The sequence below is a fragment of the Yoonia ponticola genome (genome assembly GCF_014199395.1).
In the GTDB taxonomy this organism is placed as follows: Bacteria; Pseudomonadota; Alphaproteobacteria; order Rhodobacterales; family Rhodobacteraceae; genus Yoonia; species Yoonia ponticola.
Genome location: NZ_JACIJM010000005.1, coordinates 1 through 21,907, shown reverse-complemented (window position 1 = coordinate 21,907; position 21,907 = coordinate 1). Strand labels below are relative to the sequence as shown.

The window sequence follows — 21,907 nt, the reverse complement described above, 5'->3', positions numbered from 1 at the left end:
GTTTCTAACACTGCTGAACCCGTGTTCGATGATCCACCCCGCCCGGTGTAGAGGACATACTGTTGCTTGAGATCGGATTTGGCGACCCATTCATAAGCCTCGCCTAAAAACGGTCCTGTCTCCTTTTATACCTCACGGACGTGTGAGTGAAACGTCTAGAGAAAACTAAAGGTCGCTTCAAAGGTGAAAAGACCCGCAAAGCGCGGGCCTCTTCCGATATGTAATAGTAAGTTAAAACGCCCATTCGCCCTTACGCATCACAGGCACGGTTTCACCGGTCAACGTAACGCCATCAATATCAACCGCATCAGAGCCCATCATCCAATCGACGTGGATCAAGCTTTGGTTGCCGCCCTTTTGCTGCAATTCCTCAGGAGCCAATTCCGAACCACCTTCGATTGTGTCGGCGTAACACTGGCCCAATGCTATATGGCACGATGCGTTTTCATCAAACAACGTATTGAAAAACAAAACCCCAGACTGCGAAATCGGACTAGAATGTGGGACCAAGGCCACTTCGCCGATCCGACTTGCGCCATCATCTGTTGCGAGCAACGCGCGTAGCTGCTCCTGACCCTTTGATGCGGTCGCCTCCACAATCTTTCCCGCCTCAAACCGTACCGAAATATCTTCGATGACATTCCCCTGATGCGCCAACGGCTTTGTCGCGGAAACAGTTCCGTCGACCTTATAAGCATGCGGGCAGGTAAAGACTTCTTCGGTCGGGATATTTGGCTGGCACACAACACCATTTAGCGCAGGTGATGCCCCGCCTTTCCAAATGTGCCCTTCCGCCAAGCCAAGGCGCAAATCTGTGCCCGGACCTGTGTAATGCAACGCGTCAAACGCCTGGTCATTCAGCCATTTCACCCGTTTTTTCAACTCTGCCGTATGGTTAGCCCAATTCGCAACGGGGTCATCGCCGTCCAGACGCGAAGCCGCGTAAATCGCATCCATTAACTTGCCCTGCGCCTCGTCCACCGGCAAATCGGGGAACACCCGCGCAGCCCAGCCAGCCCCAGGGAATGCAACAATATTCCAGTTTACCTCGAAACCGACGATCGGGTTCATCGCAGGTTTCGCGGCAATCGATGTCGCCTTTGACAGTCGCGCGACTTTTGCCGGATCTTGCTCGGCCAGTAGCATCGGATCGTCGCCAGTCACGGCCATACGCGCGGCACCGCCTTTAAACGCAGCGGCGAGGCCTTCGTAAAACCAGCCCGGCGCGTGATCGAAACTGGCATCATCGGCATTTTCGTACCGCGCCAAAGTGATTGCATCGTCCGTGAAGAACGGCATCACAACGCCTGCGCCAGCCTTGTAAGCGTGCACAGCAATACGCTGCACCAACGGCAACGCCGACATCGGGGCAGTGATGACCAGATCTTGGCCTTTTTGCAGGTTAACACCCGTTCGCACCGCAACTTCTGCAAGCCGGTCGAGTTTCTTTGGATCGATATGGTCGGACATGGTGCACCTCAGCTATAAAACCTGTGCCAACCTACGCCCGACCACATTAACGTCAACCAGTTAAGAAATCCCTGCGACGGCCTTCACTTCGAGGTATTCTTCCAAGCCCCAAACCGACCCTTCGCGACCGTTGCCCGACTGTTTGTAGCCGCCGAACGGGGTCTCGCCACCTAGCGAATTACCGTTCACTTCAACCATGCCGGACCGCATACCGCGTGCCATTCTCTTAGCTTTTTCAGGGTCTTGCGTCTGCACGTAGTTGCCCAAACCGTAAGGCGTGTCGTTTGCAATCGTCAACGCATCCGCCTCGTCCTTGAACGGAATGATCACCAGCACCGGACCGAACACTTCTTCCCGTGCAATTTTCATCTGATTGTTCACGTCAGCGAAAACCGTCGGCTTTACAAAGTATCCGGCGTTCATCCCGTCAGGCCGCCCTGTGCCGCCAGCAACAAGCCGCGCACCTTCATCGATACCGTCCTGTATAAGCCCTTGAACCTTGTGCCAATGCCCTTCGCTGACGAGCGGCCCGATATGACGACCGTCTTGCTGCGCAGGACCAACGGCCTGCTGTTCAGCGGCCTCGCGTGCAGACTCAACCACTTGATCATAAATACTTTCTTCGACTAGCATCCGTGTCGGGGCGTTGCACGATTGTCCGGTATTTTGGAAACAATGCCGCACACCACGCGCAACAGCTTTGTCGTCCGCATCCGCGAAAATCACATTGGCACCCTTGCCGCCCAGCTCAAGGCTCACGCGCTTCACTGTATCAGCGGCGGCCTTAGTGATCAGTGCGCCAGCGCGCGTAGAGCCGGTAAAGCTGACCATATCCACATCAGGATGCACAGACAGTTGCGACCCAACGCCAGCACCGTCACCGTTTACCATGTTGAATACACCGGCGGGGAAACCCGCCTCGTCTATCATTTCAGCCAGCAGAATGGACGACAGCGGCGCGATTTCCGATGGCTTCAGCACGACCGTACAGCCAACCGCCAGCGCTGGAATCACCTTCAACGTCACCTGATTCATCGGCCAATTCCATGGCGTGATCAGCGCAGCCACGCCAATCGGCTCGTGATAAATCCAGTCATCGCCGCTTTTGCGCTCGAATTCATAAGCACGTGCAGCGCGAATGGCTTCTTTGATGTGCCACGCACCGGCACCCCATTGGGACGTCTCGGACAGGAATTTTGGCGCGCCCATTTCCAGCGACATCGCCTCGGACATTTCCGTTTTGCGGGCGTTATACAACGCCTCAAGCCGTTCAAGTGCAGCGAGACGATCCCCTAGCGGGGCCGCCGACCATGCGGGAAAAGCAGCTTTGGCCGCAGCAACAGCAGCGTCAGTATCTGCCTGACTTCCCAGTGAAATTACAGCACATTGCTGTTCGGTTGATGGATCAATGACCGCGAGGTCATGCGCTTCAGACGGCGCGACCCAAGCCCCATTGATGTAAAAATCACGTTTCTCGATCATGCTTTAGTCCTCTTATCAGCGCCCCGACGAGGCCGGAGCATTTAGAAGTTGCCCAAACTCTAATCACCAATCTAAGCCACATCCAAGTGAATCAACATTTTGCGCAGAGAATAATTTTTATTCTTGACCAAGCAGTCAAATGACGCGAGCGTGTCCAGCGTAGGTACGATCTGTGTGGGGGCACTTTGACCGATAATCAGCAAAACTCTGACAATGCGTTGGGTCAACGGATGCGCAATCTGCGCCGCCGCATGTCCATGACCTTGCAGCAGTTCGCTGACAAAAGCGGCGTGTCCGTCGGTTATCTGAGCCAATTGGAACGAGGCAATGCGACGCCGACGCTTGGTACACTGTCGCAAATTGCCGCTGCGCTGAACGTGACTGCCGACTACTTTATCGCAACACCACGGCCCGTAGATAGCCTGACGAATGCAGGCAAACGACCGCGTTTTTCGGTCGACGGATCCGCGTTAGAGTATGAACAGATCGGCGCAGATCACCCTGACCTCGAGATGACATCGTATATTCTGCACGTGCCTCCGGGCTACACGTCAGAAGAAGTCAAACACGTCGGCGAAGAAATCATCTACGTTCTGGATGGCGAAATTTGCCAACGTGTCGAAGGTCGAGATTATGTCATGCGATCCGGCGACAGCCTACATTACCTCGGGACGCACCCGCATTCTTGGTCAAACCAGACCAACGAACCTGCTTGCATTATGTGGGTTGGACGTATGCAATACGACCAATCAGGGCACGTCCCTGCCCGCGAAAGCCGCGCGACTAAAGTCGCGGCAACGCAAACTGCTTAACAAAACAAACGACCAACTGGAGAGAGTAAAAATGTCTATTAAAACAACACTTGCGACCGGGATGCTTCTGGCAACCGTTGGCACATCGGCGATGGCGCAATCCCTCGTTTATTGTTCCGAAGGTTCACCAGAGGGTTTTGACCCGGCTCTGTACACATCTGGCACAACCTTTGATGCGTCCAGCCACCCCGTCTACAACCGTCTTTCAGAATTCAAAGTCGGCACAACGGAAACGGTCCCGGGCCTTGCCGAAAGCTGGGAAGTCTCCGAAGACGGCCTGTCCGTCACATTTAACCTGCGTCAGGGCGTTTCATTCCACTCAAATGCGGACTTTACACCAACACGCGACTTCAACGCGGACGACGTGATTTTCACATTTGACCGTCAAGGCAATTCAGAAAACCCATATAACCAAGTGTCCGGCGGCTCTTGGGAATATTACTCAAGCATGTCGATGCCAGAACTCGTGTCCAGCATCGAAAAAGTTGACGATTACACCGTCAAATTTAACCTGACACGGACAGAAGCTCCGTTCATCGCGAACATGGCAATGGATTTCGCGTCAATCGTGTCCAAAGAATACGCCGACGCCATGATGGAAGCTGGCACACCTGAAATGGTAAACCAAGCGCCAATCGGCACAGGCCCGTTCACGTTCCAAGCCTACCAAAAAGACGCCGTTATCCGCTATCTACGCAACGACAACTACTGGGGTGATCCAGCAAAAGTCGAAAGCCTGATCTTTGCCATTACACCTGATGCGTCAGTACGTTACCAGAAAGTCCAAGCTGGCGAATGCCACGTCATGGCCTACCCGAACCCTGCAGACGTTGCTGACATGCAAAGCGCAGAAGACATCGTTGTCATGGAACAAGAAGGCCTGAACGTCGGCTACCTTGCCTACAACACGCAGATGCCTCCGTTCGACAACGCCAACGTGCGTAAAGCGTTGAACATGTCCATCGACAAGCAAGCAATCATCGACGTGGTCTTCCAAGGCTCCGGCGAAATCGCGAAAAACCCGATCCCGCCAACCATGTGGTCCTACGACGAGAACACCGTGGATGACGAATACAACCCAGAAGCAGCCATGGAAATGCTGGCGGCTGAAGGTGTTGAAGATCTGGAACTGAAAATCTGGGCAATGCCGGTTCAGCGTCCATACAACCCGAACGCACGCCGCATGGCCGAGTTGATGCAAGAAGACTTCAGCAAAGTTGGCGTCGATGTTGAAATCGTTTCCTACGAATGGGGTGAATACCTTGAGCGGTCCAGCGACGTTGACCGTGACGGTGCAGTTCTGCTCGGTTGGACAGGCGACAACGGCGATCCAGACAACTTCCTCGCTGTTCTGCTCGGTTGTGACGGCGTAGGTGGTTCAAACCGCGCACAATGGTGCAACGAAGAGTTCGACGCAGTGATCCAAGAAGCGAAAACACTGTCCTCGCAAGAAGAGCGGACAGCGTTGTATGAAGAAGCGCAAGCAATCTTCAAGGACCAAGCACCTTGGGCCACCATCGCGCACTCTGTTGTCTTCATGACAATGCGTCCAGAAGTTGAAGGCTATGTTGTTCACCCACTTGGTGGCCACATCTTTAACCAAGTTGGCCTTTCTGAGTAATTCAGATTAGTAGCCGGGGCGGCGCATCTGTGCCGCCCCTTTCAACCACACTTTTCCCGGATTTTTCTTGATGCTGATTGATCGCCTTGCCGCCTATGCCGCTGTTGCCGCCGATCTCGGCGTTGACGCCGTGGCGCTTGTCCCCGGCCCGAATTTCACCCGTGCCATTGGCCATGAATTTATGAGCCACGAACGGCCTCTAGTCGTTGTCATCCCTGCAAATGGCCCCGCCGCGGCGCTTGTTCCGAACTTGGAACTCGGCAGTTGGGCGCAGGTCGGTTTTGACGGCGCTGTTTTTGATTGGCGCGACCAAACTGGTTACGATGACGCCTTTGCAGCACTCACTCAACATCTCGACATCACCTCTCTTGCTGTTGAGGGCCAAGTCATGCGTGTGTTTGTGCATCACGCATTCCTTAATGCACAGCCCGACCTGAAAATCACAGACGCCGAACGCGAGATCTCCGCGCTGCGTATCGTTAAAACAGACGCAGACATCGCCGCTCTTCGCGAGGCGATCGGCATTTCAGAACGCGCATTGGCGCACACCCTGACCACGATCAAGCCGGGGCAAACCGAAAAACAAGTCGAACAAACCCTCGTGCAAGCCCTCTTTGCCGAAGGCGCAGATGGACAGTCCTTTTCGCCCATCGTCGTCGCGGGTGCCAACACCGCCATGCCGCATGCCCACGCGGGCGACACCCCAATCAAAGAGGGCGACGCGATCCTGATCGACTTTGGCGCGCGCAAAAACGGTTTCGCCGCTGACATCACACGCACATTTTTCCTTGGCCACGCCAGCGAAGAACAACGCGCCGTCTACGACGCCGTTCTCCAAGCGAACCTGATCGGTCACAAAATGACCAAAGCAGGCGTCACGGCCCACGAAATCGACGACGCCGTCACAAGCCACCTCGAATCCACACCCTACGCCGACCGCATCCGTACAAAAACGGGCCACGGTCTTGGGCGCGACGTCCACGAAGCACCCTATATCATGCGCGGCAACCACACCGCCCTGCCCGCTGGTACAGTCTACACCAACGAACCCGGCCTCTACGAGATCGGCAACTTCGGAGTCCGCATAGAAGACGACGTCTTGATCACAGACGACGGCTGCATCTCCCTGACGACATTCTCAAAGGAGCTCGCGATCCTCCCGTGTTAAATTATATCCTCAGCCGCATCCTGACATTTATACCGACATTCGTTGGCGTAACGTTAATTTCTTTCGGATTTATCCGCGTCTTGCCGGGCGATCCGATCATCGTGATGGCCGGCGAACGCGGCATGTCCGACGCACGCTATGCCGAATTGTCTGCGCAATACGGATTTGATCAACCGCTCTACAAACAATTCTGGGACTACCTGACCGGCGTTGTGCAGGGCGATCTCGGCAATTCATTTGTCACAAAGCGCCCCGTCTGGGACGAGTTTTTCGCGCTCTTTCCCGCGACCCTCGAACTATCGATCTGCGCCATGCTTTTCGCGCTCGCACTCGGCCTACCTGCTGGCGTGATCGCGGCGGTAAATCGTGGTAAATTCTTCGACCGCGCACTGATGTCCACAGCCCTCATCGGGTACTCAATGCCCATATTCTGGTGGGCTTTGCTGCTGATCATTGTGTTCTCGGGCAACCTTCAGTGGACACCGGTTTCAGGCCGCATCGACCTGCTCTACTACTTCCCCGACCCCACCGGTTTCATGCTGATCGACAGCCTCGCATCGGGTCAATCCGGGGCATTCAAATCAGCGGTACGTCACCTGATCCTACCGACCATCGTCCTCGGCACGATCCCCCTCGCAGTCATCGCGCGGCAAACCCGATCAGCGATGCTTGAGGTCTTGGGCGAAGACTACATTCGCACAGCCCGCGCCAAGGGCCTATCCACTGGACGCATCAACGGCATCCATGCGCTGCGTAACGCACTGATCCCCGTGATCACAGTCATCGGCCTATCTGTCGGTACATTACTCGCGGGCGCGATCCTGACCGAAACGATTTTCTCGTGGCCCGGCATTGGCAAATGGATGGTCGATAGCATCTTCCGCCGCGACTATCCGGTCGTGCAAGGCGGCCTGTTGCTGATCGCCGTTATGGTCATGGTCGTTAACCTTACTGTTGATATGCTTTACGGTGTCATCAACCCTAAAATCAGGAAGCGCTGATGACCGATACTTCAGCAGAAACAAGCACCCGCCCTGGTCGCCTCAGTGAATTCTGGTTCTATTTTCGCGAAAATCGTGGTGCCGTTATCGGTCTTTGGATCTTCGCGGCTTTTGCATTTGTGGCACTTTTCGGACCGTGGATTGCACCGCATGACCCCACCGCACAATACCGTGAATTCGCGCTTCTTCCGCCATTCTGGCAGGAAGGTGGCAACTCTAGCTACCTTTTAGGCACCGATCCACTGGGCCGCGATATGCTGTCGCGGCTTATCGTCGGGGCACGGTATTCGTTCTTTGTCGGCATCGTTGTGGTCTCAATCGCGGCATCTGGTGGGATCATCCTAGGCCTGCTGTCCGGTTTCGCACCCAAGTGGCTCGACACGATTATCATGCGCATCATGGACATCATCCTCGCGTTTCCATCCCTGCTCTTGGCGCTGGTTCTCGTCGCCATTTTGGGGCCATCGTTAACCAATGCGATGATCGCGATCGCCATCGTTCTACAGCCACATTACGTGCGTTTGACCCGTGCAAGTGTTCTCGCTGAACGGCAAAAAGACTACGTCACATCGGCCCGCGTCGCAGGCGCAAGTAAAGCACGGTTGATGTTCATCACGGTCCTGCCGAACTGCCTCGCACCAATTATCGTGCAAGCAGCACTGTCGTTTTCAACCGCGATTTTGGACGCCGCCGCCCTCGGGTTCCTTGGCATGGGCGCACAGCCGCCAACCCCAGAATGGGGCACAATGCTCGCCGAAGCGCGGGAATTTATCTTGCGCGCATGGTGGGTCGTCACCTTCCCAGGCATCGCGATCCTTGTCACCGTTTTGGCGATCAACCTGATGGGCGACGGGCTACGCGACGCGCTTGATCCCAAACTGAAACGGAGCTGATATGTCACTTTTACGCATCCGTAACCTTTCGGTCGATTTCGCGACAGCTTCCGGTAAATTCCGGGCCGTCGATCAAGTAGACCAAGACGTCGATACAGGTGAAATTCTCGCTATTGTCGGGGAAAGCGGGTCGGGTAAATCCGTGTCCATGCTCGCCATGATGGGCCTTCTGCCGTGGACCGCGACTGTCACAGCCGACGAGATGACTTTCGACGGTCACAACCTGCTGACAATGAACACAAAGGCACGGCGTAAGATTGTTGGCAACGACCTTGCGATGATATTCCAAGAACCGATGTCGTCGCTTAATCCATGCTTTCCAGTCGGGTGGCAGATTAAGGAATCACTGCGCGTCCACCTCGGCCTGAACCGTAAACAGCGACACGCCCGTGCGATTGAACTGTTCGAACAAGTCGGTATTCCCGATCCAGAACGGCGTCTGTCCGCCTTTCCACACCAAATGTCCGGCGGCATGAACCAACGTGTGATGATCGCAATGGCAATCGCGTGTAAACCCAAGCTGCTGATCGCGGACGAACCGACGACAGCTTTGGACGTCACGATCCAAGCACAAATTCTCGACCTGCTCGCCTCGCTACGCGACGAAACCGGCATGGGCCTTGTGCTGATTACACATGACATGGGCGTCGTGGCCGAAACGGCGGAACGAGTTAGCGTGCAATACGCAGGCCAAAAGATCGAAGAACAACGGGTCGTGCCGCTATTCGACGAACCGCATCATCCCTACACAAATGCGCTACTTGATGCGCTGCCCGAACGTGCAACGGAAAAGCGCCTTCCGACAATTCCCGGCGTTGTTCCCGGTCAATTTGATCGGCCCGCCGGATGTCTTTTCTCGCCACGCTGCAAATTCGCTGACGCCAAATGCAAAGCTGAATCCCCTGCACCGCAATCAGACGCATTGGGCCGCGCCCGCTGTTTTTATCCGCTCAACACAGACCAGAGGCAAGCATCATGACCGCCCCTATTATGACTGCAACCGCGCTCGCGCGGCATTATGAAGTCGGCGGCGGCATCTTCAGCAAGCCAAAGACCCTCAAGGCCGTCGGCGGTATCGATTTTGCGCTTTTCCCTGGCAAAACGCTTGCCGTGGTTGGCGAAAGTGGCTGTGGCAAATCCACCCTTGCCCGCCTTGTCACCATGATCGAAGAACCGACTTCCGGGTCGTTCGCCATCGACGGTAAGACTGTGTTGCCAGAAAACTGGGCCTCCTTGCGCAGTTCCATTCAAATTGTATTCCAAGACCCCTACGGATCGCTGAATCCACGCCAACGGATCGCGCAGATCCTAGAGGAACCGCTCGTCATTAACCGACCCGAGATGTCCCGAGCCGAGCGTGAAGCAAAAGCCCGCGAGATGATCAAACTCGTCGGTCTGCGCCCTGAACATTACGATCGCTACCCGCACATGTTCTCTGGCGGGCAACGTCAGCGCATCGCGATTGCGCGTGCGCTCATGTTAGACCCAAAAGTGTTAGTATTAGATGAACCGGTGTCCGCTTTGGACCTGTCGATCCAATCCGCGGTCCTCAATCTGCTCATTGACCTCCAAGAACGCCTGAACCTCGCCTATTTGTTCATTTCCCACGATCTCAGCGTCGTCAAACACATCTCTGACGACGTCATCGTGATGTACCTCGGACGTGCGGTCGAACGCGGATCAAAAGACGCGGTTTTCGCCGGCGCCAAACATCCCTACACCAAAGCGTTGCTATCCGCGACGCCGCAGGCAGACCCGAAAGCGCCCAAAGAACGGATCAAACTGTCGGGCGAATTGCCTTCGCCGCTTGCCGTGCCTGATGGTTGTCCGTTCGCACCACGCTGCTGGAAAGTCCAAGATAAATGCCGTTCCGAGCGCCCAGAACTATCTGCGGACGCCCACGCGGCAGCCTGCTTTTTCCCTGAAAACTAACCCTGTGCAGCCCGAAGTTCGTCCGCCTTTTGGCGGGCGACATTGCGCTTCATGACCAAAGATGCGGTGATCACGCCGACGGTGACGATCCCGATCATTATGGTTGATAGCGCGTTAATTTCAGGCGTCACACCAAGCCGAACAGCCGAGAAAATCTTAATCGGCAGCGTCGTTGACGATGGCCCTGACGCGAACGACGCGATCACCAGATCGTCTAGCGACAAGGTAAACGCCAGCAACCATCCCGCGATCACCGATGGCGCGATAATCGGCAGCGTGACCGATCGGAATGCGTCAAACGGGGTGCAACCAAGGTCGAGCGCAGCCTCTTCCAACGACTTGTCAAAGCTTACCAAACGGGACGAGACCACGACAGAAACGTAGCACATCGAAAACGTCGTATGGGCCAATACAATTGTCAACACACCACGGTCTAAGTCGATGGCAATAAAGAACAAAAGCAACGATAATCCGGTGATGACTTCAGGCATGACTAACGGTGCATAGACCATCCCTGAAAACAACGTGCGCCCAAAAAACCGACCGCCGCGCACCATCACATAGGCAGCCATCGTGCCGAGAATTGTCGCCAATGTGGACGACCAGAACCCGACCTTCACCGTCACCCAAGCCGCATCCAAAAATGCGGTGTTTTGCATTAATTCCGCGTACCACTTTGTCGAAAATCCGGCCCAAACCGTGACAAGTCGGCTTTCGTTAAAGCTATAGATCACCAGAATGATCATCGGCAAATATAGGAACACAAAACCGACAGTCAGCGACGTCGCATTGAACCAGCTAAAGCGCCTCATCCGTCAGTCTCCCGCTGTTTTTGCTCGTTGCGTTGGAACAGAATGATCGGGATGATCAAGATCAACAACAAGATCACTGCAACCGTCGACGCCACTGGCCAATCACGGTTCGAGAAAAATTCCTCCCACAGTACTTTCCCGATCATCAAGGTATCAGATCCACCTAGCAACGATGGGATGACAAATTCGCCCAGCGACGGGATGAACACCAGAAAACAGCCAGCGATAATGCCGGATTTCGCCAGAGGCGCGGTGACGAGCCAGAATGCTTGGGTGCGCGTACAACCAAGGTCTTCTGCCGCTTCAAGCAGGCTGTCGTCCATCTTTTCCAGCGCCGCGTAAATCGGCAGCACCATGAACGGCAAATACGTGTAAACGATGCCGATATAGACGGCAACATTCGTGTTTAAGATCGTCAGAGGCGCATCGATCAGACCGATTCCTAACATCAATTGGTTAAGATATCCTTCAGTTCCCAAAATGCCGATCCACGCATAAACGCGAATCAAAAACGACGTCCAGAATGGCAAAATGATCAACATCATCAGCATCGGGCGCCATTCTTCCGCGGCCTTTGCCATCGCGTAAGCGATTGGAAACCCTACTAAAAGCGTCAAAAATGTAGCGATTAACGCAATCTTCAAACTTGAGAGATACGCTTTCCAATATAGATCATCACCCGTCAGAAAGGCGTAGTTATCCCAGTTAAGTTCGGCAAAAAACGCCTTCACCCCGTCCCATCCGGTCGAAAGGTCTAGCTGCGGACCGTAAGGCGGAATCGATAATTCATAGTAAGAGAAACTAATGCGAACAACGATCAGGAAAGGCACCACAAACAGTGCAAACAACCACAGATACGGTATCGCGATGAGGGTAAAGCGGCGCATCTTACGCGGTCAACACGACACCAGCGGTGTCGGTCCATGACAGCCAAACGGTGTCTTCCCATGTGAAACTACGACGCGCGATGCGGCGATCATTGGCGGTTTGGGCTTTGATGACTTTCCCATCAGGCAGTTCAACGTGATAGGTCGAAATGTTCCCCAGATAGGCGATATCCAACACCGCCCCTTTGATCTTGTTCGGACGATCCTGTGGTTCATGTTGCGTGATCGTGATTTTCTCGGGGCGCACAGCATAGGTGCATTGCGTGTCAGCTGTCAGATCAGTTTTGGCTGTAATCGGTGGTTGTCCTTCAGCCCAACTGATCGTTGCGACCCCATTATCAACCGCAGCATGACCTTCGATAAGATTCACTTCACCAATGAAATCAGCGACATAGACGGAATTAGGCGTTTCATAAATCCGGTCTGGCGTAGCAACTTGAACGATTACACCAGCGTCCATAACGGCAACACGAGACGCGACTGTCATCGCTTCTTCTTGGTCGTGGGTCACGATGACAAAGGTCGTGCCCGTCTTTTCTTGGATATCCATCAATTCGAACTGCGTCTCATGGCGCAGCTTTTTATCAAGCGCACCTAACGGCTCGTCCAGCAGCAATAATTTCGGTGCTTTCGCCAACGACCGCGCCAAAGCAACACGTTGCCGTTGACCGCCAGAAATCTGGTGCGGCTTGCGTTTCGCAAATTTCTGCAAACGGGTCAGGCGCAGCATTTCGTCAACCCGTGCGGGGATGTCGGCCTTGTCCATATCGGATCGCTTCAGCCCGAAAGCGATGTTTTCATAGACACTAAGGTGTGGAAACAGCGCGTAGGATTGGAACATCATATTCACCGCGCGCTGGTTCGGCGGTACGTTTGCGATGTCTTTTCCATCTAGCTCAATCGTGCCTGTCGTCGGCTTTTCAAATCCGGCCAACATCCGCATCAGGGTCGTTTTCCCACAGCCAGACGGACCGAGCAGCGCAAAGAATTCTTTGGCGTAGATATCCAGCGTCAGGTCATCAATGGCGGTAAAGTCACCAAAATTCTTCGTCACATTACGAAAGCGGATCAGCGGCTTTTCAGTCGCATCGTCCCAAGGGGCAAAGACGTCTTGTGGCGATTGCGCCATATGTGGGGTCTCACTTTAGGGTTTCAACGGCGTGCATCGGGGAATCCGGTGCACGCCTTGTGTACGTGTTGTGCACGTGTAGTGATTTAGGTTCCGGACTTAATTTTGGTCCACAAACGCGTAATCGTCCGCTGCACACGCGAGTCGTAAGGGGCCTTTGTGTACAGATTTTCGAGCGTCGCGGCGTCCGGGTAAATCGCAGTATCCCCGATCACATCCTCGATCAAGAACTCTTGTGACGCCAGATTGCCGTTTGCGTAATAAACGTAATTCGACGCTGCCGCCATGTTCTGCGCATCAAGAATAAAGTTCAGAAACGTGTGCGCAGCTTCTGTGTTTGGCGCATCCACCGGGATCGCCATTTGGTCGAACCACATCAACGCACCTTCTGTCGGAGCGTTATACGCGATTTCGACGCCATTGTCGGCCTCGGCAGCGCGGTCACGCGCCTGCAAAATGTCGCCAGACCAACCGAATGCCACGCAAACTTCGCCGTTCGCAAGCGCGTTGATATACTCGGACGAATGGAACTTCTGGATGTACGGGCGCACGCCCATCAGGACCTCTTCGGCTTTGGCAATCGCATCAGGATCTTCGCTGTTCGGGTCTTCACCAAGGTAGTTCAATGCCGCAGGAATCACTTCCGACGGGGCATCAAGGAAATACACGCCACACGCGGACAGTTTTTCCATGTTCTCAGGGTTGAAAATCAGATCAAGCGAGTTGATCGGAGCATCTTCACCCAAGGCTTCAGCGACCTTTGCGACGTTCACGCCAAGGCCAGTCGTGCCCCACATGTAGTTGATTGAATAGGCGTTTTCGGGATCGTACTGCGATGTCCGCGCTTCGATAATGTCCCAAAGATTGCCTGCATTTGGCAGTTGATCCATATCGAGAGGCTGGAACGCACCCGCAGAAATTTGACGCTGAAGGAAGTCACCAGTCGGCACCACAACATCGTAACCCGATGATCCTGCGAGCATTTTTGTCTCAAGCACTTCGTTGCTATCAAACACGTCATAAATCAGGTCGATACCTGTTTCTTCTTCGAATTTGGTCAGCAAGTCTTCGTCGATATAGTCAGACCAGTTGTAAACCCGCACTTCTTCGGCGAATGCAGCGCTGGCGAATGTTGTCGTGGCCAGCAACAAAGCAATCTTTTTCATCGGTATCTCCCGTCGATGTCAGTGAGAGTCTCTTGCCCTCATATTCTCGATATGATCAATTTCGCAAAGCCAATGCAATACAAGAGCGCGTTGCTGCACCGCATTCAGACCGCGACACAACGCAAAATGGCAAATCTCAGCCCAAAAAGGATGCATCTGATGAATAAAATAACAAACCACATGCCGACTGCAGAATTGCAGGCACTTGATGCTGCGCACCACATGCATCCGTTCACCGCAGGCGCAGAGTTGGCCAAGGCTGGTGCGCGGGTCATTACATCCGCCGATGGCGTGATGTTGACCGACAGCGAGGGCAAGACATTGCTGGATGCGATGGCCGGTCTTTGGTGTGTAAACATTGGCTATGGGCGCAACGAATTGGCCGAAGCGGCTGCGCGTCAAATGCGCGAATTGCCGTACTACAACACGTTTTTCATGACGACCCATGTTCCGGTGATCGCATTGTCTGCGAAGCTGGCAGAGCTTGCACCAGAAGGGTTCAACAACGTGTTTTACGCGGGCTCTGGGTCAGAGGCCAACGACACGAATATCCGCATGGTCCGCCATTATTGGTCCGCCAAGGGCCAGCCCGAAAAGAAAATCATCATCAGCCGCAAGAATGGCTACCACGGTTCAACCTTGGGGGGTGCCAGCCTCGGTGGGATGATCCCGATGCACCAGCAAGGCGGGCTACCGATTCCCGATATTCACCACATTGATCAGCCAAACTGGTGGGCCGAAGGCGGTGACATGTCCCCCGAAGACTTCGGTCTTGAACGCGCCCGTCAGCTTGAGGCTGCGATCAACCATTACGGCGAAGACAAAATCGCCGCGTTCATCGCCGAACCCGTGCAGGGTGCTGGCGGTGTGATCGTGCCGCCGGAAACCTACTGGCCTGAAATCCAGCGCATTTGCGACGCCCACGACATCCTGCTGATCGCTGACGAAGTGATCTGCGGCTTTGGACGTACCGGCAATTGGTTCGGCTCTACGACCTACAACATCAAGCCGCACATCATGACAATCGCCAAGGGCTTGTCGTCTGGCTATGCGCCGATTGGCGGGTCTCTGGTCTGTGACGAGGTCGCTGATGTGATCAATAACGCAGGCGATTTCAACCACGGCTACACCTATTCCGGCCACCCTGTTTCGGCCGCTGTTGCCTTGGAAAATCTGCGTATTCTTGAGGAAGAAGGCATCGTTGACACCGTCCGCGATGAAACTGCGCCCTACCTCAAAGAGAAATGGGAAGCACTGACCGATCACCCCCTGATCGGCCAAGCGTCAATTTCCGGCATGATGGCATCCGTCGCGATGACGCCGCACAAGGAAAGCCGCGCTGCGTTCAAAACATCGGGTGCATTGGGCTATTATTGCCGGACACGTTGCTTTGATAATGGCCTTGTGATGCGCCACGTCGGTGATCGCATGATCATTTCGCCGCCGCTTGTGATCAAGAAAGACGAGATCGACACGTTGATGGACCGCGCTGTGAAATCGCTAGACGAAACCTATGCTTGGGCGAAATCCGAAGGGCATATGACAGCGTGACCCTCGACCTGCTCACCGCCAATGACAAACAGGGCGCGTACCCCGCGTCCTACTACGCCGCATCAGCAACACCCCTGCCGCCCTTTTCGGCGGCAGAGGGCACAATCACTTGCGACGTTTGCGTCATTGGCGGCGGGTACACGGGGCTGGCAGCCGCACTTCACCTTGCGCAAAAGGGCTACGACGTTGTGCTGCTTGAGGCGCAGCGCGTGGGCTTTGGCGCGTCGGGTCGCAATGGCGGGCAAGTCGGAACTGGACAGCGGGTTGAAATGGACAGCGTCGAAAAGATGGTCGGCATGGGGCCTGCTAAGGCGCTGTGGGACATGTCGCTCGAGTCGGTGCAATTGGTCAAAGACCTGATCAAGACACACGCGATGGATGTTCCGTTCCATGACGGCGTGATCGAGGCGGCACATCGTGCGCGATTTGTCCCCGAATTTCACGAATACGCCGCCCATCTGGAAAAGGTTTACGGCTACACGCAAATGACCGCGTTAGACCGCGCTGCGATGCACGACCACGTTGGGTCACAGGCCTATCACGGTGGCGCGCTCGATATGGGCAGCGGCCATATCCACCCGCTACGCTATGCCTTGGGGCTTGCGCGGGCAGCACGCGATGCTGGCGTGCGGATTTTTGAGGGGTCCAAAGTGACGGGCCTCGTGCATGGATCAACCGTCACGATCAGTACCAATACGGCAGATGTGAAAGCGTCTTATGTGGTGATGGGCTGTAACGGATATCTTGGCGGTCTGGACGGAAACGTCGCGAAAAAAGTCATGCCCATCAACAACTTCATTGCTGCGACTGAACCGCTGGATGATGACAGCGCAAAGGGCTTGATCAAGTATAATCACGCGGTAGCGGACAGTAAATTCGTGATCAATTACTTCCGACTGTCTGATGATAATCGCATGTTATTCGGCGGCGGCGAAAGTTACGGCTATCGCTTTCCTAGTGACATTGCCGCGACCGTTCGTAAACCGATGTCCGAGATTTTCCCGCAACTGGCAGATGTCAAAATCGACTACGCGTGGGGTGGCACGCTTGGCATCACGATGAACCGGATGCCGCATTTTGCGCGCGTGGCTGGGAATGTGCTGACCGCCAGCGGCTATTCTGGACACGGCGTTGCCATGGCGACATTGGGCGGCAAGATCGCGGCGGATGCTATCGCGGGACATGCCGAAAAGTTTGATGTGATGGCGTCGGTGCCCACGCATACGTTCCCTGGTGGGGCTGCATTACGCACGCCGCTACTGGTTGCCGCGATGATCTGGTACAGTATCCGCGACCGCCTTTAGGCCGCGTTTTATCGGGAATATTCGCGCTTAACGACGCAGCAATGTCTGGCCAAGCGCCAACTTTGGTTCCAACTCGATCCGGCGCTCGTAGCTGTCAGCACCCTCGGCGTAATGCTTGGCGATCATGTCGGCCGCAGCCAAACCGATCTCTTTGCGGCAAGCATCCATCGTGGCTAGCTGCATCGGTAGCCCGTCCAGTAATTCGACCCCGTTGAAACCAGCAAGCCCGATTTGGCCCGGCACATCGATGCCTTTTTCCAGCAGGTAAAGCAGCCCGCCAGCGCCGATCATGTCATTGGAAAAATACAGGAAATCGACGTCAGGCGTACGTTCCAGCATGGATTGCGTCATCTCGCGACCTTTTGCCAAGGCCGAACCGCCAGAGTAGAAATCTTGATCCGCGATCTCGATGCCAGCTTTGGCCAGTGTGCGGGTGAAGCCCTCGAACCGCTTGCGGGCGCGATGGTCACGGGGCATTTTGGTGCCCATAAAACCGATCCGCTTGTACCCAGCTTCGATGATCTGCTCGGCCATCATGCGGCCCGCCCGGCGATGCGAAATCCCGACGCAGGAATCGATTTGCACCCCGTCAACGTCCATAATCTCGATCACGGGAATGCCTGCCTGACGCAGCATCGCCTCTGACGCTTCGGAATGTTCCAGCCCTGCTATGATCACGCCTGACGGGCGCCAGCTGAGCATCTCAAACAGAACTTTCTCTTCCTTTTCAGGCAGATAATCAGTCACACCGACCACTGGCTGAAGCCCCGTGTCGTCGAGCCGCTCGGAAATACCGGACAAAACTTCGGGAAATACCATGTTGCTCAACGACGGGATCACAACCCCGACAAGGTTCACACGACTAGAGGCCAGCGACCCTGCGATTTTATTCGGGACATAGCCCAACCGCTTTGCAGCTTCTTGCACCTTGGTGCGCGTGGCAGCACTGACATCGCCCTTGTTGCGCAAAACGCGACTGACCGTCATTTCACTAACGCCAGAGGCTTCAGACACATCACGAAGGGTAAGCGGGCGGCGTGGGGGTGGGTTCACGGTGTAGTCCTGATACTATCTTTGCAACCTTGTTAGCCATTCTGCAGGGGCTTGTCCAAGGGGAAGGTCACGAACGACGACAGCACCGTTGACGATTGAGCAAAAGCGCGGCAAGGATCACCCCGTGGTCCCGTGGCTCAACTGGATAGAGCAGCCCCCTCCTAAGGGGCAGGTTATTGGTTCGAATCCAATCGGGGTCACCAAAAACACCTAAAAAATATGGATTATTTACAGGGCTTTGTGCAGGAGCGTGCAGAAAGTCCCGTGAGCTTTCGGGCCGAATTCTGCTGAAACGGCGGAAATCTCGTACAAAACCTGTACAAATTTCGCACGTCTTTGCCCAATTCGGGGCCTTCCAATGAGCTGGCGGGTTGCAAACATATGCGCGGAACGAAAGTTCGGCAGCGCAACGCGCAAGCAGATCATCATGTTTCTAGCGGACAAGGCGAGCGATGATGGGTCTGGCATCTGGTGCTCCAAGGGCACGATTCAGCGGCATACCGAACTGGGAGAGACCACAGTCAAGCGAGCCGTGCGCGCGTTCCTGAAGGAAGGTATACTCGTCGAGACCGGTTCGCGCACCTGCAAGAACGGTTTCACCGTCGTCTACCGGATCGATCTTGCCAAGGTCGAGGCGCTGGAACCCACACTTGAACCCGAGATTGAGACGGGATCCACAGTGGCCCCCGTCCAGTCTGGCCCCGGTACGGGGGCCACTGTGGCCGGGGTACCGGGGCCAGCACGGCCCCCAAACCATCCTAAAACCATCCATAAACCACCTACGCGCCAGCGCGAGGCAGAGGTGGCTGTTGACCTCAAGAAAATTCTTACCAGTTTTCCGGCGGATCGCATTCGGGACCGTACAACCTGTTTCTCGCAAATTGAAATTGCGATTGCGGAAGGCGTCGCTGCAGACGAGCTGCACCATGCCGTGAAGACCTACGCCGCCGAGACCGAAGGATTTACCCGATCTCGGGTCTGCTTTTCCGATAATTGGTTCAAGTCACGACGCTGGCAAACGTACGTCGAAGAGCTGCGTAGTCAAAACTGGGCTGTAGAAGAATTGTCTGCAGCTCATCAAGAACGTCTCGTTGCATGGATCGCCAGCGCAAGCCCAATGTGCAAACACATCACTCCGACACAAGTCGCTCAATTGCGGAAGAGTGCCGCCGTCAGTGATGCGGCCTTGCGAGCTGTGGGTCTGTTGAAATGATGACGTGTAAAGTTTGGCTTAGCGTAGATGGCCAGCATACTTTTGTGGCCACGCTGCGCGTGGGCTCACAAAAAGCTGGCGAGGGGGGGCTCCGCCTCCCCTTCGATCCCCTCAATCGGCTTTCAGCCGATGCAGCACCTTCGGTTTCCAAATATATGAAGATTTGGAAACCGAAGGCCCATGTAAACAGTTCTGCAATCTCGGATGGTGCGTCATGTGGGTGAAGCTGCGCACAACCCCTGATGAACGCGCTGCGTGGTATGCTAAAGCCGCTGCGAAAGGCGTCAGCTTCTCTGAGTTTGCTCGCAGTGCCATCGACGGTGTGACCGTCCGACAAAGGTCACAATTGCGCAGCATAGACCCCGCTTTGCTGCGTCAGTTGGCGCGTGTGGGCAACAATCTCAATCAGCTCGCGCGTTGGGCCAATCGTGACCAGCAGTACGCCGACCGCGTGGCGATCATGGGGCAGCTCATGGGGATCGAGCGCGAGCTGATGCGCTTGCGACAAATCCATGAGGTGCGCGATGTTGATTAAGTTCTTCGGAGGCACTGGCGGCGGCAGTGGTATCGCCAACTACCTTGTCGATCCAGATCGCCAAGGCCGCCAAAATGCGGCCCCCGAAGTGTTACGCGGAGATATTGCTCAGACCCGCGAATTGATCGACAGCAGCGACCGTAAATGGACCTATTCGACCGGCGTACTGAGTTTTGCGCCAGAGGATCGGCCAACAGAGGCACAGCAAACGGCATTGATGGACGACTTCGAGCGCCTGGCCTTCGCCGGTCTGCAACGCGATCAATATGACATCACATGGGTTCGTCACAGTCACACGCAAGGCGGTCGCGTCGAATTGCATTTTTTGACTCCCCGCATGGAGCTCGCAAGCGGTAAGGCTTTCAACATCGCGCCGCCGGGATGGGAGCGGTCCTATGCGCCGCTCAGAGACACCTACAACTTTGAGTATGGCTGGGCGCGGCCCGATGATCCTGCACGCGCTCGGACGCAACAGCAGATGTCAGAAGCGCCGATACGTGGTGAAACCCGCGACAGCGTGACGGCCTACCTCGAAGGCAAAATCTTGACTGGTGAGATCGAGAACCGCGCCGACATCGTCGCGGCCTTGCATGAGGCCGGGCTTGAGACTCCACGCCAAGGTCAAAATTACATCACAGCAATGGACCCAGACACCGGAGACCGCTGGCGGCTTAAAGGGCGCATCTATGAAAAAGACTGGACCCGCGACGCAGAACTTGACCGAGGCGCTGCAAGAGAAAGCCAAGGCTCAGAGGGCGCAGTTGGCGACAAAGATGAACGAAGAGCTGCACAGTCTCGCGAAAGACTTGAGGCGGTCATCACGCGACGCGCTGAATGGGTTCGAGAGCGATATCCAGCAACAACTCTTGGGGATTCAGAACGACATCAACGCGAAGAACCAACGGATCAAGGTCGAGATGAACGAGATCAGCGACAGACCGAAAAGGGTGATCGTGATCAGCACGCTGATCGGCGCGATGACGTCGGCGTTGATGATGGCGGGTCCCGAGATTTGGATGATTTGGCGACTGAAAAGCGTAACGGTCGAGCAGACGACGGACGGGATGTTTCTGATCCTGCCGGAGAACGCCGAACAAGGCTGGACCTGTGGAACGCGGCCTTGCGTAAAATTGGAGGAATGAATGTCGGAGAACCTGACTCAGATCGAAAAAGCGCTCTTGCAAGAATTCGAGAGCTTGGCAGCAGCATTCGCGAATATGGCACGTCAGCAATCACAATTGTCAGATCATTTTTTGGCCGCGACGAAGGCGCTAGCAGACCGTCAGAACCAGCTAGAGGCGCACTTGCAGCAAGTGAGCGCAGCCTTGCAGAGACAGAACAGACTAACGACCGACTTGATCGAGAAGGCGAAACACTTGAGCGGCAAATAAAGGTGAAAGACGAGCTTGCGCTCTTGGGCCGCGAGCTAGAGCGAAACAGACAACCACAATACCACAGATAGGAAAGAAAAGAGATGGCTAAAATTAGACGGACAAGCCCTTGGAGCGGTTTGGTACATGAACGTGACATCGATGTGGATCCACTCGCGTTTGAAAATTGGAAATTCTATTGGGATTTGGGCGACGCGAGTATTAACCCCCTGCAAGGAGCATTCCCGCAACTGAACCGTGGAGACCGTGAATTCCTGTTCTCTGGGATAACTCCAGAAGAATGGGTGTTGGATGTGATCAACGCCGAGCGCGCTGAAACCAGACGGCTAGGCCCAATCACAGACCCTAACGACTTCAGTGACGAAATTTGGGAAAGTTTGTATGGAATTATTTGAGGTGCCCCTAACTTCCTAGACGCCTGCCTTGTTCATTTTCTGCTGTTTCATTTCATAGTCAACCGGTGACAGCATGCCGTTGTTCGTGTGCT

Annotated in this window: 20 protein-coding genes and 1 tRNA gene; 14 read left to right on the top strand and 7 right to left on the bottom strand. The window is 55.0% G+C overall.

Features of this window, described 5'->3' with window-relative positions; translation table 11 throughout:
* Positions 1–231: 231 nt before the first annotated feature.
* Together FHS72_RS09445 and FHS72_RS09440 are read right to left on the bottom strand one after the other, a co-directional pair.
* Positions 232–1,470, bottom strand: coding sequence for an aminopeptidase (locus FHS72_RS09445; protein ID WP_183528448.1), 1,239 nt, complete (start codon positions 1,468–1,470; stop codon positions 232–234).
* A gap of 60 nt (positions 1,471–1,530) precedes the next feature.
* The gene (locus tag FHS72_RS09440) at positions 1,531–2,952 is read right to left on the bottom strand and encodes an aldehyde dehydrogenase family protein (protein ID WP_183528446.1); all 1,422 of its coding nucleotides are present in this window, start codon (positions 2,950–2,952) and stop codon (positions 1,531–1,533) included.
* Positions 2,953–3,137: 185 nt separating this feature from the next.
* Here FHS72_RS09440 and FHS72_RS09435 point away from each other — a divergent pair, with 185 nt between their 5' ends.
* The 7 genes from FHS72_RS09435 (at position 3,138) to FHS72_RS09405 (ending at position 10,379) form a co-directional block, all read left to right on the top strand.
* A complete protein-coding gene (locus FHS72_RS09435) occupies positions 3,138–3,764 on the top strand; it encodes a helix-turn-helix domain-containing protein (RefSeq protein WP_246414623.1) in 627 nt (208 codons plus the stop codon).
* 31 nt (positions 3,765–3,795) lie between these two features.
* Complete coding sequence (locus tag FHS72_RS09430; protein WP_183528443.1) at positions 3,796–5,385, top strand: ABC transporter substrate-binding protein; 1,590 nt, start codon at positions 3,796–3,798, stop codon at positions 5,383–5,385.
* A 70-nt stretch (positions 5,386–5,455) separates the two neighbouring features.
* Positions 5,456–6,553: a M24 family metallopeptidase gene (locus FHS72_RS09425; protein WP_183528441.1), complete on the top strand. Its 1,098-nt coding sequence runs from the start codon at positions 5,456–5,458 to the stop codon at positions 6,551–6,553.
* Positions 6,547–7,554: an ABC transporter permease subunit gene (locus FHS72_RS09420; RefSeq protein WP_183528439.1), complete on the top strand. Its 1,008-nt coding sequence runs from the start codon at positions 6,547–6,549 to the stop codon at positions 7,552–7,554. Before FHS72_RS09425 ends, FHS72_RS09420 begins: the two co-directional genes overlap by 7 nt.
* Entirely contained in the window at positions 7,554–8,447 is an 894-nt protein-coding gene (locus tag FHS72_RS09415) for an ABC transporter permease subunit (RefSeq protein WP_183528437.1), read from the top strand. Before FHS72_RS09420 ends, FHS72_RS09415 begins: the two co-directional genes overlap by 1 nt.
* 1 nt (position 8,448) lies before the next feature.
* Positions 8,449–9,426, top strand: a complete 978-nt coding sequence (locus tag FHS72_RS09410) for an ABC transporter ATP-binding protein (RefSeq protein WP_183528435.1) — start codon at positions 8,449–8,451, stop codon at positions 9,424–9,426.
* Positions 9,423–10,379, top strand: coding sequence for an ABC transporter ATP-binding protein (locus FHS72_RS09405; protein ID WP_183528433.1), 957 nt, complete (start codon positions 9,423–9,425; stop codon positions 10,377–10,379). Before FHS72_RS09410 ends, FHS72_RS09405 begins: the two co-directional genes overlap by 4 nt.
* Here FHS72_RS09405 and FHS72_RS09400 read toward each other — a convergent pair.
* The 4 genes from FHS72_RS09400 to FHS72_RS09385 form a co-directional block, all read right to left on the bottom strand.
* On the bottom strand, positions 10,376–11,191 hold the full coding sequence (locus FHS72_RS09400; RefSeq protein WP_183528431.1) for an ABC transporter permease: 816 nt from the start codon (positions 11,189–11,191) through the stop codon (positions 10,376–10,378). The two genes, FHS72_RS09405 and FHS72_RS09400, sit on opposite strands and share 4 nt — an antisense overlap.
* The gene (locus FHS72_RS09395) at positions 11,188–12,078 is read right to left on the bottom strand and encodes an ABC transporter permease (protein ID WP_183528429.1); all 891 of its coding nucleotides are present in this window, start codon (positions 12,076–12,078) and stop codon (positions 11,188–11,190) included. The genes FHS72_RS09400 and FHS72_RS09395 overlap by 4 nt, the downstream gene beginning before the upstream one ends.
* Before the next feature lies 1 nt (position 12,079).
* Positions 12,080–13,207, bottom strand: a complete 1,128-nt coding sequence (locus FHS72_RS09390; RefSeq protein ID WP_183528427.1) for an ABC transporter ATP-binding protein — start codon at positions 13,205–13,207, stop codon at positions 12,080–12,082.
* Between the two features lie 86 nt (positions 13,208–13,293).
* The gene (locus FHS72_RS09385; protein WP_183528425.1) at positions 13,294–14,373 is read right to left on the bottom strand and encodes a polyamine ABC transporter substrate-binding protein; all 1,080 of its coding nucleotides are present in this window, start codon (positions 14,371–14,373) and stop codon (positions 13,294–13,296) included.
* A gap of 159 nt (positions 14,374–14,532) precedes the next feature.
* On the opposite strand from FHS72_RS09385, the gene FHS72_RS09380 reads away from it, so the two are divergent.
* Together FHS72_RS09380 and FHS72_RS09375 are read left to right on the top strand one after the other, a co-directional pair.
* Positions 14,533–15,924, top strand: a complete 1,392-nt coding sequence (locus tag FHS72_RS09380; RefSeq protein WP_183528423.1) for an aspartate aminotransferase family protein — start codon at positions 14,533–14,535, stop codon at positions 15,922–15,924.
* Positions 15,921–17,228, top strand: coding sequence for an FAD-dependent oxidoreductase (locus FHS72_RS09375; RefSeq protein WP_183528421.1), 1,308 nt, complete (start codon positions 15,921–15,923; stop codon positions 17,226–17,228). Before FHS72_RS09380 ends, FHS72_RS09375 begins: the two co-directional genes overlap by 4 nt.
* A 27-nt stretch (positions 17,229–17,255) precedes the next feature.
* Here FHS72_RS09375 and FHS72_RS09370 read toward each other — a convergent pair whose 3' ends face one another.
* Positions 17,256–18,281, bottom strand: coding sequence for a LacI family DNA-binding transcriptional regulator (locus FHS72_RS09370; protein WP_183528419.1), 1,026 nt, complete (start codon positions 18,279–18,281; stop codon positions 17,256–17,258).
* Positions 18,282–18,407: 126 nt separating this feature from the next.
* Here FHS72_RS09370 and FHS72_RS09365 point away from each other — a divergent pair.
* The 5 genes from FHS72_RS09365 (at position 18,408) to FHS72_RS09345 (ending at position 21,815) form a co-directional block, all read left to right on the top strand.
* A tRNA-Arg gene (locus FHS72_RS09365) sits at positions 18,408–18,484 on the top strand.
* 155 nt (positions 18,485–18,639) lie between these two features.
* On the top strand, positions 18,640–19,494 hold the full coding sequence (locus FHS72_RS18400) for a hypothetical protein (RefSeq protein WP_221235393.1): 855 nt from the start codon (positions 18,640–18,642) through the stop codon (positions 19,492–19,494).
* A 214-nt stretch (positions 19,495–19,708) separates the two neighbouring features.
* Positions 19,709–20,029: a MobC family plasmid mobilization relaxosome protein gene (locus FHS72_RS09355; protein ID WP_183528417.1), complete on the top strand. Its 321-nt coding sequence runs from the start codon at positions 19,709–19,711 to the stop codon at positions 20,027–20,029.
* On the top strand, positions 20,019–21,491 hold the full coding sequence (locus FHS72_RS09350) for a relaxase/mobilization nuclease domain-containing protein (RefSeq protein WP_183528415.1): 1,473 nt from the start codon (positions 20,019–20,021) through the stop codon (positions 21,489–21,491). The genes FHS72_RS09355 and FHS72_RS09350 overlap by 11 nt, the downstream gene beginning before the upstream one ends.
* A gap of 12 nt (positions 21,492–21,503) precedes the next feature.
* Positions 21,504–21,815: a hypothetical protein gene (locus tag FHS72_RS09345; protein ID WP_183528413.1), complete on the top strand. Its 312-nt coding sequence runs from the start codon at positions 21,504–21,506 to the stop codon at positions 21,813–21,815.
* The last annotated feature ends 92 nt before the right edge of the window (positions 21,816–21,907 follow it).